This is a genomic window from Streptomyces fradiae ATCC 10745 = DSM 40063 (assembly GCF_008704425.1).
GTDB lineage: Bacteria > Actinomycetota > Actinomycetes > Streptomycetales > Streptomycetaceae > Streptomyces > Streptomyces fradiae.
The window spans coordinates 4922732-4935384 of the sequence record NZ_CP023696.1 but is presented as its reverse complement, the minus strand read 5'-3'; the positions used below and the strand labels follow the sequence as shown (position 1 = coordinate 4935384).

Below are 12653 nucleotides of genomic sequence, written 5' to 3'. Positions count from 1 at the left end.
TCTAAACCGTCGGCCGCCCCATCCGGCCCCCCACCGGCCCAGTCAGACGGCACGCAGACCACCTGCTGTCACGACCGGAGGATTCATGACCCCGCCCCCCGCCTCTCACGATCCGTACGGCGCGTCGTATGACGACGCCGCGTACGGGCATGAAGGCGATCAGCCGCTGGTCCGTCCCTATGCGATGACCGGCGGCCGGACCCGGCCGCGCTACCAGCTCGCCATCGAGGCGCTGGTGTCGACCACGGCCGATCCGGCGCACCTCGCCACCCTGCTCCCCGAGCACCAGCGGATCTGCCACCTCTGCCGTGAGGTGAAGTCCGTGGCCGAGGTCTCGGCCCTGCTGTCGATGCCGCTCGGCGTGGCGCGGATCCTCGTCGCCGACCTGGCGGAGGCGGGCATGGTGGCGATCCACCAGCCCGGAAACGGAGAGGCCGGCGGAACGCCGGATGTGACGCTGCTCGAAAGGGTGCTCAGTGGACTTCGGAAGCTCTAGCGGCGGGACGGCCACCGAGGGTCGGTCGACGACCAGCGCGAAGATCGTGGTGGCGGGCGGCTTCGGCGTGGGCAAGACCACGTTCGTCGGCGCCGTCTCGGAGATCAACCCGCTGCGTACCGAGGCCGTCATGACGTCCGCGTCCGCGGGCATCGACGACCTCACCCACACCGGCGACAAGAAGACCACGACGGTCGCCATGGACTTCGGCCGGATCACCCTGGACCAGGACCTGATCCTCTACCTCTTCGGCACCCCCGGCCAGGACCGCTTCTGGTTCATGTGGGACGACCTCGTACGCGGCGCCATCGGCGCCGTCGTCCTCGTCGACACCCGCCGCCTGGCCGACTGCTTCCCCGCCGTCGACTACTTCGAGAACAGCGGCCTGCCCTTCGTCATCGCCCTCAACGGCTTCGACGGACACCAGCCCTACACCCCCGACGAAGTCCGCGAAGCCCTCCAGATCGGCCCCGACACCCCCATCATCACCACCGACGCCCGCCACCGCGCGGACGCCAAGAGCGCCCTCATCACCCTCGTCGAACACGCCCTCATGGCACGACTGAAGTAGGGACTCCCGGGCGGCCGATCACGGGCCGCGGCAAGTCGATCAACAAGTGGACGAAGGTATACGGCAGTTGTCGTAGGCATCCGGTGGGCGGGCTGTGTCATCCGACACGGCCCGCCCGGGACGTTCATAACATTTCGACAGAGAATTGCGACCCTGCGGACACGAGACGCATCCGGCTGGTACCGCTGTGCGCACACAGGCTCGACCTTATGACGACCCCTGCTCTTTATGCCCGTTTTATCTGTCGCACGGTGTGAAGGGATTCGCTCGATCGGGCTGTTTGGAGCGCGGCCGCTTTACGTGCTGCAATGCACGAACTCCTGAGTAGTACGGCTCTGAAGCAGAAGAACGGCACATCCTAGGTGCCGACGCCGAGAGGTTGTTGGTCGAGTGAGGCGAAGCACGAAGAGCGCCGCGGAGCAGCAGGCGCGGGGGAACTTCACCCCGCCGCCGCGCACGGCGGCGCCGCCTGCGGACGGGCCCGCGACACCCCCGGCCGGATCGGCCGGCGCGGGCGCCCCGGTCGGCGACCCCAACCGGTTCTCCCCCCGCAACTGGCGCGTCGCGACCCGCCTGAACGCGATCCTCCTGCTCCCGGTGATCATCGGCCTGGTCATGGGCGGCTTCCAGGTGAAGTCGTCCGTCGACACCTGGCAGGAGGCGCTGGACGCGGAGAAGACCACGCGCATCGTGCAGGCTGCCTCCGAGTACGGCCAGGCGCTGCTGAACGAGCGGGACCTGACCGCCGAACCGCTGCTCACCGCCAAGAGCCCGGACGACCGCGAGACGGGCGCCGTCACCGACGCGTACGCCGTCACGGACGCCGCGAAGCGCAAGTTCGACGAGGCCGTCCGCGACATGCCCGACGACGGGCAGGGCCTCCAGCGCCGCCTGACGCTGTTCCGCAAGGAGGAGCCGCGCCTGCAGGACCTGCGCAAGGCGGCGTACACCAAGGCCCTCGACCCGGTGAAGACCGAGGAGGGCTACACCGCCGTCCAGCACGTGCTCATGGAGTTCTCCAACGAGCTCGGCCTCGGCACCGGCAACGTCACCAGCTTCGGCCGCACCGTCTACGCCGTGCAGCTCGCCAAGGCCGCCGAGTCGCTGCAGCGCTCGATCGGCATGCACCTGCTGCTGCGCCCGAGCAAGGACGACGAGGTCTTCAAGGCCCAGTCGAAGGCGTTCAACTCGTACGCCTACCTGGAGGACATCGCCGTCGGCGAGTTCGTCTCGGGTGGTACGCAGGAGGACGTCGACCGCCTCGGCGAGGTCATGACCCGCAAGGCCCAGGACGGCGCCAAGGAGTTCTCCTCCTCCGGGGTGCAGCCCCCGGTCGCCGAGACCGCCACGGGCGAGAAGTCGGTCTTCGAGGGGATGACCCGGGAGATCGGCGCGGCCGAGGACGCCGACGACATCCGCGCGCTCGTCAAGCGCAAGGAGGGCGGCGTCACCCCCGAGACCTGGATGGCGGTCTCCACGGCCAAGTTCGACGGCTACACCGAGGTCGAGAAGGAGCTGCTGACCAAGGCGCTCAACGAGGCCTCCCGCATCGCCGACGAGGCCCGCAACGACGCCTTCGTCAACGGCGGCGTCGTCGTGGTCGCCCTGCTCGCCGCCTTCGTCCTGGCCGGCCTCATGGCCCGGCAGATGAGCCGCTCCATGCGCCGCCTGCGCCACGCCGCGCTGGGCGTCGCCGAGCAGCGCCTGCCGATGCTGGTCGACCAACTGTCCCGGACCGACCCCGGCAAGGTCGACACCCGTGTCGAGCCGATCCCGATCGAGTCGCGGGACGAGATCGGCGAGGTCGCGCGCGCCTTCGACCAGGTCCACCGCGAGGCGGTCCGGCTCGCCGCCGAGCAGGCCCTGCTGCGGGGCAACGTCAACGCGATCTTCACCAACCTGTCGCGCCGCAACCAGTCCCTGATCGAGGGCCAGCTCACCCTCATCACGGACCTGGAGAACAACGAGGCCGACCCGGACCAGCTGGAGAACCTCTTCAAGCTGGACCACCTGGCCACGCGCATGCGCCGCAACGGCGAGAACCTCCTGATCCTCGCCGGCGAGGAGCCGGGCCGCCGCTGGGACCAGCCGGTCCCGCTGGTCGACGTGATGCGCGCCGCCACCTCCGAGGTGGAGCAGTACGAGCGCATCGAGCTGTCGGGCGTCCCCGAGGCGGAGATCCACGGCCAGGCCGTGACCGACCTCGTGCACCTGCTCGCCGAGCTGCTGGAGAACGCGACCACCTTCTCGTCGCCGCAGACGAAGGTGCGGGTCACCGCCACCCGTCTGCCGGACGGCCGGGTGATGGTCGAGATCCACGACAAGGGCATCGGCCTGACCGCCGAGGACTTCGCCGACATCAACCACAAGCTGGCCAACCCGCCGACGGTGGACGTCGCGGTGTCCCAGCGCATGGGCCTCTTCGTGGTCGGCCGCCTCGCCGACCGGCACGGCATCCGCGTCCAGCTCCGCCCCTCGGGCGAGCAGGCCGGGACGACCTCGCTGGTCATGCTGCCGGACGCGATCACCCACGGCGGTGGCGGCGAGCCGCTGCAGGAGGACTTCACGGTCTCCCAGATCATCCCGGAGCAGCAGGCGTACGAGCCGGCCCCGCTGCGGACCGCCGCGGAGCTGGGCTTCGACGACTCCCGCTACGAGCAGCAGCAGGACGGCACCGCCCTGAACCCGGTGGGCCGCTCCCTGATGCGCGAGGAGCGCCGTGCCGCGCTCGGCGCCCAGCTCCAGGGCGGTCCGTCCGCCGAGGGCGGGGAGCAGGAGCGGTACGAGGGCGGCTACGAGGCCCCGTACGAGGGGCAGGACGCCCACGCCGGCCACGACCAGGGCGGCTACGGGCAGCAGCCCGGGTACGGCGACGTACCGCCGCGGGAGGGCCACCCGGCCGACGGGTACCGGGACGGCGGCCACCAGGGCGGAACGGACGGGTACCAGGACGGCCAGTACCAGACCGGTGAGTACCAGTCCGGTGAGTACCAGACCGGCGAGTACCAGACCGGCGGCTACCCGGCCGACGGCTACCGCGCCGAGGGCCACGGCGCGGAGGGCGGGTACGGCCAGGACACCGGCGAGTACCGCCAGGACGGCTACGCGGACGGCGGCGTGCAGACCGCCGGACAGTACCCGGGCCCCGTGTATCCGGAGGGCGGCTACCCGGACGGGACCGCCGGACAGCCGTCGCCCGACGGCCGGTTCGACTCCGGGTCCGAGCAGGGCGGGTGGCCGGCCACCGCCACGTACGAGGGCGGCTACGACGGCGGCTACGGCGGCGAATCGGAATCCGCGCCCGCCGCTCCCGCGAACGAGCGGGACGGCGTAGGCTTCGACCGTCCGGGTTCCGAGCCCGACGCCGCGCACGAGCTGACCGAGGCGGGTCTCCCGCGCCGTGGCAGCCAGCGCGCGGCGGAGCGGACGAACCTGAACGGAAACCACCGGCAGGACACCCAGGACCGGCAGGTCCAGCCGGTCCGGCAGGCTTCCGCGAGCGAGACCGAGCGGACCGGTGACTGGCGTTCGGCGAACGACGAGCGCTGGCAGCGGGCCGGCAAGCTCAAGGAGCCGAAGGCCGGCGGGGTGACGGCCTCCGGGCTGCCCCGCCGGGTTCCCAAGGCGAACCTGGTCGAGGGAACCGCGGAACAGACCCCGCAGGGCGGCCCACAGGTCTCCCGCGCCCCCGAAGACGTCCGCGGCAGGTTGAGCAACCTGCGGCGCGGCGTCCAGAAGGGGCGCAGTGCGGGGACGGACATGAACGGATCGGCCACTTACGATCGACACAGTGGCCCGGGTAGTACCTACAACCAGGAGCGTTAGTGTGAGCCCGATGAGCCAGGCGGCGCAGAATCTGAACTGGTTGATCACCAACTTCGTGGACAACACCCCCGGGGTGTCGCACACGGTGGTGGTCTCCGCCGACGGACTCCTGCTGGCGATGTCCGAGGGTTTCCCGCGTGACCGTGCCGACCAGCTGGCCGCCGTCGCGTCCGGTCTGACCTCGCTGACGGCGGGCGCGTCCCGCATCTTCGAGGGCGGACTGGTCAACCAGACCGTGGTGGAGATGGAGCGCGGCTTCCTCTTCATCATGTCCATCTCGGACGGTTCCTCGCTGGCCGTCCTCGCCCACCCCGACGCCGACATCGGCCTCGTGGGCTACGAGATGGCCCTGCTCGTGGACCGTGCCGGCAGCGTCCTCACCCCGGACCTGCGCGCGGAACTGCAAGGCAGTCTTCTCAACTAGCGATAGGACCGTGCGTTTCTCGCCACCGCGCCTTATGGTGCGGTGGCGCGGTTCCACGGGGACGTGGACCGGCGCTCGACAGTCGGAGGAGGAAACGTGGCTACACCCCCGGGCGGACACCACCCTTACAGCGGTGCTCACCAGGTGCAGGGTGGCAACGCCCAGAACCACTACGACTTTCCCTCCGCGCCGGGCGGTCAGGGCGGGTACCAGCAGCCCTACCAGCAGCCGCAGGCGCCGCGCAGCCATCCGGCGCGGCAGCGGTACCAGTCCCCGGAGCAGGCGGCGGACGCCCGCGCGGCCGCCCACAACCCGCTGGTCCGGCCGTACGCCATGACGGGTGGCCGGACCCGCCCCCGGTACCAGCTCGCCATCGAGGCGCTGGTGTCGACCACGGCCGATCCGTCGCGGCTGCACGGGCAGTTGCCCGAGCACCAGCGGATCTGCCGGCTGTGCTTCGAGATCAAGTCGGTGGCGGAGATCTCGGCACTGCTCTCCATCCCCCTCGGCGTTGCCCGGATCCTCGTCGCCGACCTGGCCGAGGCGGGGCTCGTCGCCATCCATCAGCCCGGCGGCGACGAGGCCGCCGGCGGCCAGCCAGACGTGACACTGCTCGAAAGGGTGCTCAGTGGACTTCGCAAGCTCTAGCGGCGGTGCGGCCCGCTCAACCACCAGCGCGAAGATCGTGGTGGCGGGCGGCTTCGGCGTGGGCAAGACCACGTTCGTCGGCGCCGTCTCGGAGATCAACCCGCTGCGTACCGAGGCCGTCATGACGTCCGCGTCCGCGGGCATCGACGACCTCACCCACACCGGCGACAAGACGACGACGACCGTCGCCATGGACTTCGGCCGGATCACCCTGGACCAGGACCTGATCCTCTACCTCTTCGGCACCCCCGGCCAGGACCGCTTCTGGTTCATGTGGGACGACCTCGTACGCGGCGCCATCGGCGCCGTCGTCCTCGTCGACACCCGCCGCCTGGCCGACTGCTTCCCCGCCGTCGACTACTTCGAGAACAGCGGCCTGCCCTTCGTCATCGCCCTCAACGGCTTCGACGGACACCAGCCCTACACCCCAGACGAAGTCCGCGAAGCCCTCCAGATCGGCCCCGACACCCCCATCATCACCACCGACGCCCGCCACCGCGCGGACGCCAAGAGCGCCCTCATCACCCTCGTCGAACACGCCCTCATGGCACGACTGCGGTAAGTCCCACCGCGCTCGGCGCGTCCGGCGCGTCCGCCGCGTCCGACACGCGAGAAGCCCGCCGTACCGGTCCGGTACGGCGGGCTTCTCGCGTCGTCCCACCGCACACCGCGGCGTGCCGCCCGGCGACGCCTGCGTCCGGGTGGCGCACGGCGAGGGCCCCGCACTCGGTCCGGGGACGGAGTGCGGGGCCCTCGCGACGGGCGTGCCGGGGTCAGCGCTGCCAGGAGTGGGCGGCCCGGAAGCCGCCCTGGCGCTCCAGGCGGCGCCAGCCGGCCGTGGAGCGGACGCGCTGCGCGGGAACGGCGGCGGGACGGGCGTTGGCGCGGGCCAGGATGACCGCGGTGAGCGCGGCGAGCTCCTCGGGCGCGGCGTGGCCCTTCTCGACCCGCAGGAGGGAGGGGTCTGCCAGGGGCGTGGTCACAAGGTCTCCTCGTGGCTTACTGCGGCGGGTTGCCGTGCTTGCGCGACGGCAGGTCGGCGTGCTTGGTGCGGAGCATCGCGAGGGACCTGATGAGGACCTCGCGGGTCTCGGCCGGGTCGATGACGTCGTCGACGAGGCCGCGCTCGGCGGCGTAGTACGGGTGCATCAGCTCGGCCTTGTACTCCTTGACCATGCGGGCGCGCATGGCCTCGGGGTCCTCGGCGTCGGCGATCTGGCGGCGGAAGATGACGTTGGCCGCGCCTTCGGCGCCCATGACGGCGATCTCGTTGGTGGGCCAGGCGTAGGTGAGGTCGGCGCCGATGGACTGGGAGTCCATGACGATGTAGGCGCCGCCGTAGGCCTTGCGCAGGATGAGGGAGATGCGCGGGACGGTGGCGTTGCAGTACGCGTACAGCAGCTTCGCGCCGTGGCGGATGATGCCGCCGTGCTCCTGGTCGACGCCGGGCAGGAAGCCGGGCACGTCGAGGAAGGTGATGATCGGGATGTTGAAGGCGTCGCACATCTGGACGAAGCGGGCGGCCTTCTCGGACGCCTCGATGTCCAGTACCCCGGCGAGGGTCTGCGGCTGGTTGGCGACGATGCCGACGACCTGGCCGTCGAGGCGGGCCAGGGCGCAGACGATGTTGCGCGCCCAGCGCTCGTGGACCTCCAGGAAGTCGCCGTCGTCGACGATCTCCTCGATGACCTTGTGCATGTCGTACGGGCGGTTGCCGTCGGCGGGCACGAGGTCCAGCAGGACGTCGCCGCGCCGGTCGGCGGGGTCCTCGGCCGGGTGGACCGGCGGGTTCTCGCGGTTGTTGGAGGGGAGCATCGACAGGAGGTAGCGGACCTCCGCGATGCAGGTCTCCTCGTCGTCGTAGGCGAAGTGGGCCACGCCGGAGGTCTCGGCGTGGACGTCGGCGCCGCCGAGCCCGTTCTGGGTGATCTCCTCGCCGGTGACGGCCTTGACGACGTCGGGGCCGGTGATGAACATCTGCGAGGTGTCGCGGACCATGAAGACGAAGTCGGTCAGCGCGGGGCTGTAGGCGGCGCCGCCGGCGCAGGGGCCGAGCATCACGGAGATCTGCGGGATGACCCCGGACGCCCTGGTGTTGCGCTGGAAGATGCCGCCGTACCCGGCGAGGGCGGAGACACCCTCCTGGATGCGGGCGCCGGCGCCGTCGTTGAGGGAGACCAGCGGGGCGCCGGCCGCGATGGCCATGTCCATGATCTTGTGGATCTTGGTGGCGTGGGCCTCGCCCAGGGCGCCGCCGAAGATCCGGAAGTCGTGGGCGTAGACGAAGACCGTGCGGCCCTCCACCGTGCCCCAGCCGGTGATGACGCCGTCGGTGTAGGGCTTCTTGTGCTCCAGGCCGAAGCCGGTCGCCCGGTGCCGGCGCAGCTGTTCGACCTCCCGGAACGACCCCTCGTCCAGCAGGAGGTCGATGCGCTCCCGGGCGGTCAGCTTCCCCTTGGCGTGCTGCGCCTCGGTGGCGCGCTCGCTCGGGCCGCGCCGCGCCTCCTCGCGCAGGGCGTGCAGCTCGGCCACACGCCCGCGGGCGTCGGCGGGCTCTCCCTGGGTTTCGTCCACAACGGTCATGCACCGACCCTACGGAGCCGACCAAGGAAAACCCGCCGTTGACTCCGTACAGTCTCCGGACTGATCTGCTGTCCGTCCTGCACAGAACCGTCCTGTCATGCAGGCGAAGTACCAGCTTTCGGCCCAGTGGTGTTGTGGGCTTCCCACAAGGACCTCGGGCCGGGGCGTGCGGGCGGCCCTGGCGTGATGCGGTCCGTGCGGGCGAGCACCACCCGGCGGGGGCCGCCGCCGGGGCGATCCGCGGCCGTGGGGCGGGCCGGGTGGACAGTACCCGCACGGGCGGGCCCGGGGCGAACGCGCGACGGACGGGCCGGGTCGCGGCCGTGTTGTGGAGGACCTCCAGCCGGCCCGGCGCGCCCGCGCGGGCGGCGGCGCGGCGCGGGGCGCCGGACGTCACCGGATGGGCGTAAGCCGTGTCGGCGCGACCCCAAGTGGTTGAACGTTGAAGAGAAAGGGTCTACAGTCGAAGTAGTTCAAGCTTCAACGACTTTCCTCTCAAGGAGCACCCCATGGGCCTGTTCACCCGCACCTCCGGCACGAAGCCCGCCACGGCCACCGCGCCGGCCGCCGACCCGGCGCTCGCCGCCCTGACCGGCACGTACACGATCGACACCGCGCACAGCACGCTCGGCTTCACCGCCCGCCACGCGATGATCACCAATGTGCGCGGCGCCTTCACCGACTACGAGGGCACCCTGACGCTGGACGGGTCGGACCCGGCCGCGTCGGCCGCGTCGCTGGACATCCGCATGGCCTCCGTCGACACCGGCAGCGCCGACCGCGACGGCCACCTGCGCGGCGCCGACTTCTTCGACGCCGAGCGGTTCCCGCTGATGACCTTCCGCTCCACGTCCGCCGAGGCGCTGGGCGGCTCGGACTACCGGATCCACGGCGACCTGACGATCAAGGGCACGACCCGCCCGGTCGCGATCGACCTGGAGTTCAACGGCGCCGCGAAGGACCCGTTCGGCAACGAGCGCGTCGGCTTCGAGGGCCGGGCCGAGATCCTGCGCTCCGACTGGGGGCTCACCTGGAACGCGGCCCTGGAGACCGGCGGGGTCCTGGTCAGCGACAAGATCAAGCTGACCTTCGAGATCTCCGCGATCCGCACGGCGTAGCCACCCGCCGCCCGCCGCACCATCCCGCAGCGCCCGCCCACCGCCCCTCCGGCGGCCGAGGTGGGCGCTGGGCGTCGTCATACGGCCCTGGGCGCCGCCGCCGTACGAGACGAAGCCCGTGCGCGCCGGTGCACACCCCGCCCGTACGCGCCCCGCCCGCGCCACCACCGTCCGAGCGGCACCCGCTCCACCGGCGCCGGCAGCCGTCCCGCCACCCCTCCGGGCCCGGATACCGCCCTCGCACCCCTCCGGGCCCCGGCCGGCCCTCCCCCCTCCGGGCCCCCGCCGGCCCTCCCCCGCCCCCGCCGCCATAATCGCCGGATGCCCCGCACCACCCGCCCCGCGCGCCTCCCGGCCCACGGCCCCGCGCCGGACCTCTCCGGCCGGGACCGTCTCCCCTCCCTCACCGGCCTGCGCTTCTGGGCCGCGCTCGTGGTCGTCCTGTACCACCTCTCCCGCCAGGCGGGCGCGCTCCCCTGGATCAGCGACGCGACCTGGTACGGCCGCAGCGGGGTGACCTTCTTCTTCGTCCTGTCCGGGTTCGTCCTGGCGTGGACCTACGACGGGCAGCGGGTCCCGGCGAAGGTCTTCCTGTGGCGGAGGTTCGCGCGGATCTGGCCGCTGCTCGCCGTGACGACGGCGCTGTCCGTGGCCGCGTACGCCGCGCTGGGCACGCGGGTGTCACCGCGGTCGGTCGCCGCGACCCTGCTCCTGGCCAACGCCTGGCTGCCCGACCCGGATCTGCTGCGCGGCGGCAACCCGGCCGCCTGGTCGCTGAGCGACGAGGCGTGGTTCTACCTGCTGTTCCCGCTGCTGCTCGCCCTCCCCTGGCTGCGCTCGGCGCGCGGGCGCGCCGGTGTGGCGGTCGCCGCGTGCGCGGCCGTCCTGGCGGTGTGGCTGTGCGGGGCGGTGATCGCGGACCCGGTCGTACGGTCCTGGGCGCTCGGCTACTTCCCGGTGACCCGTACCCCGCAGTTCCTGCTCGGCGTGGCGGCGGGGCTGGCGGTGGCGCGCGGCTGGCGCCCGCCGGTGCGGCCGGGCGCGGCCGTCGCGCTGGTCGTGGCCTGGCACCTGGTGCTGGTCCCCTGGTCGCGGGCGGTGCCGGACGCGCTCTGGTACAGCCCGTACCAGGCGTCGCAGCTGCTCTCCGCGCCGCTGTTCGCCCTGCTGGTCGTCGCCGCCGCCCGCGCCGACCTGGAGGGCCGCCGCACGGGGCTGGGCGGCCGGTGGGCGATCCGGCTCGGGCACTGGTCGTTCGCCTGGTACCTGGTCCACGAGATCGTGATCCGCCTGTGGATCGGCACGTACGGCCGCCCGGTGGGCCTCACGGCGACGGCGGGGGTGTGGCTGCTGGTGCTGGCGGCGAGCCTGGCCGTGTCGGCGGCCGCGTACCACTGGGTGGAGCACCCCTTGGAACGCCGCCTGCGGAAGGCGGGCCCGCGCCCCACCGGCCCGAGGACACGGGGATCCGTCTCGTGAGGAGTGCGCGGAGCACGGCGCCGCACGGCTGCGGGAAGCCGGTCGCGTCGATGCCGCCGCACGCGGGTGCCGGACGCGGCCCCTGGGCCTGAGGGCCGGTGCGTCAGAACCCGCCGCCGAAGTCGCCGCCACCGCCGAAGTCGCCGCCGCCCCAGCCTCCGCCGCCGAAGTCGCCGCCGAAGTCGGAGGCGTTGAAGTCGCCGCCGGAGAAGTCGCCGCCCGCGAAGCCCTCGCCGCCGTACTCGCCCGCGTACGCGGGGGTGGCCAGGGTGGTGCCGAGCATCGTGCCGACGAGGAGGCCCGGCAGGAGGGCGCCGCCGTAGTAGCCGCCCGCCCAGGGGCCGTAGGCGGGGCCGGCCTCCCAGTAGGGGCGGGGGCCCGACTCGGTGGCGACCTGGCGGGCCGCCGGGTCCTGGCCGGCCTTGATGCGGGACTCGTCCGCCGCGCAGACCGGCACGTCGCGCGGGGAGCCGCCGGGCGGCGTCCAGGCCAGGTCGGTGACGGACGGGCCGTGGCGCGGGTCGAAGAAGCAGGGTGCCCGCCGCTCGGGAAGCGGGCGGCCCTCGCGGCGGGCGGCGAGGACGGCCAGCGCGTGGCGGCCGTCCGCGAGGGCCTCGGTCACGCCCCGGACGTCGTGGGGGTGGCGGGCCCCGGCCATGAGCTGCTTCGCCTTGTCGTACGCGTCGAGCGCGCCCTCGTAGTCGCGGCGCTGGGCGTCGTCGGCGGACGGGTCGCCCGGCTGGAAGTCGAGGCGGTCCAGCTCCTCGCCGTACGCGGTGATGTCCTCGTCCACAACGACGCGCAGCTTCTCCAGCGCCTCGCGCTCCTCGGCCCGCTTGCGGTTGCGGCCGCGGACGGTCGTCAGCGACACCGCGCCGGCCACCACCGCGAGCAGCACGCCGATGGTGATCAGGCCGCCGACCGGGGTGCCGCCCGCGTCGGGCACGCCCTCCCAGGAGGACGGCGCCGAGCCGCGCATCTGCGGCAGGGCCTGGTCGGCGAAGGCGTTCAGCTCCGTACCCGTGTCCACACCGGGACCGTGGACCGCCGAGACGAGGTTGCCGACCGCCTGCGGGGCCATCACCGCCCGGTCGGCGCCCGCGTCGAAGGCGTCGCCGAGGCGGACGGCGTACACGCCGGTCACCCCGGTCAGGGTGCGCAGCTCGCGCAGCAGGGTCTCCTCCGGGAACTCCTCCGTGTCCGGCAGCACCGCCACCATCAGGGGCTTGTCCGCGTCGAGGATCTTGCGCTCCAGCGCCTGCGCCTCCCGCTCGGGCAGTTCGCCGGCCGCCTCCGGGTGCACGTAGACCGGCCCCTGCCGCAGGGCCTGCGCGGCCTCGCGCACCCCCTCGGACGCCTGCGCGTGCGCGGCGGGTGCCAGGGCCAGGAGGGCCGAGAGCACCAGGCCCGCCAGGACCGCCAGGAGGGAAAGGGGGTTTCTCCTCATATCATCGACGGTACCCCATGTGGGGTAATTCACGACGATCACGGAGAGGCCCAGGAGGCGGG

The 12653-nt window shown here is 72.5% G+C and carries 11 protein-coding genes; 8 read left to right on the top strand and 3 right to left on the bottom strand.

The window, feature by feature from the left end:
* Positions 1–85 precede the first annotated feature (85 nt).
* The 6 genes from CP974_RS22090 to CP974_RS22065 all read left to right on the top strand — a co-directional run bounded on the left by CP974_RS22090 (position 86) and on the right by CP974_RS22065 (position 6526).
* Positions 86–496, top strand: coding sequence for a DUF742 domain-containing protein (locus CP974_RS22090; RefSeq protein WP_031136350.1), 411 nt, complete (start codon positions 86–88; stop codon positions 494–496).
* Complete coding sequence (locus CP974_RS22085; RefSeq protein WP_079140267.1) at positions 477–1067, top strand: GTP-binding protein; 591 nt, start codon at positions 477–479, stop codon at positions 1065–1067. The genes CP974_RS22090 and CP974_RS22085 overlap by 20 nt, the downstream gene beginning before the upstream one ends.
* A gap of 390 nt (positions 1068–1457) precedes the next feature.
* Positions 1458–4892, top strand: a complete 3435-nt coding sequence (locus CP974_RS22080) for a sensor histidine kinase (protein WP_031136597.1) — start codon at positions 1458–1460, stop codon at positions 4890–4892.
* A 10-nt stretch (positions 4893–4902) separates the two neighbouring features.
* Positions 4903–5316, top strand: a complete 414-nt coding sequence (locus tag CP974_RS22075) for a roadblock/LC7 domain-containing protein (protein WP_058942316.1) — start codon at positions 4903–4905, stop codon at positions 5314–5316.
* A 96-nt stretch (positions 5317–5412) separates the two neighbouring features.
* Positions 5413–5964 carry a DUF742 domain-containing protein gene (locus CP974_RS22070; RefSeq protein ID WP_031136599.1) on the top strand — a complete coding sequence of 184 codons (552 nt, stop codon included), beginning with the start codon at positions 5413–5415 and terminating at the stop codon, positions 5962–5964.
* Positions 5945–6526 carry a GTP-binding protein gene (locus CP974_RS22065; protein ID WP_069978110.1) on the top strand — a complete coding sequence of 194 codons (582 nt, stop codon included), beginning with the start codon at positions 5945–5947 and terminating at the stop codon, positions 6524–6526. The genes CP974_RS22070 and CP974_RS22065 overlap by 20 nt, the downstream gene beginning before the upstream one ends.
* A 211-nt stretch (positions 6527–6737) precedes the next feature.
* On the opposite strand, the gene CP974_RS22060 is transcribed toward CP974_RS22065, so the two are convergent.
* Both CP974_RS22060 and CP974_RS22055 read right to left on the bottom strand, forming a co-directional pair.
* Positions 6738–6947, bottom strand: a complete 210-nt coding sequence (locus tag CP974_RS22060) for an acyl-CoA carboxylase subunit epsilon (RefSeq protein WP_373276734.1) — start codon at positions 6945–6947, stop codon at positions 6738–6740.
* Between the two features lie 16 nt (positions 6948–6963).
* Positions 6964–8547 (bottom strand): acyl-CoA carboxylase subunit beta, encoded by a 1584-nt coding sequence (locus CP974_RS22055; protein WP_031136763.1) that lies wholly within the window; start codon positions 8545–8547, stop codon positions 6964–6966.
* A 509-nt stretch (positions 8548–9056) separates the two neighbouring features.
* Between CP974_RS22055 and CP974_RS22050 the strand changes: the two genes are divergently transcribed.
* A complete protein-coding gene (locus tag CP974_RS22050) occupies positions 9057–9665 on the top strand; it encodes a YceI family protein (protein ID WP_031136765.1) in 609 nt (202 codons plus the stop codon).
* A gap of 321 nt (positions 9666–9986) precedes the next feature.
* A complete protein-coding gene (locus tag CP974_RS22040; RefSeq protein ID WP_051840021.1) occupies positions 9987–11144 on the top strand; it encodes an acyltransferase family protein in 1158 nt (385 codons plus the stop codon).
* A 103-nt stretch (positions 11145–11247) separates the two neighbouring features.
* Here the strand turns inward: CP974_RS22040 and CP974_RS22035 are convergent, their stop codons facing one another.
* Complete coding sequence (locus CP974_RS22035; RefSeq protein ID WP_031136234.1) at positions 11248–12591, bottom strand: hypothetical protein; 1344 nt, start codon at positions 12589–12591, stop codon at positions 11248–11250.
* Positions 12592–12653 lie beyond the last annotated feature (62 nt).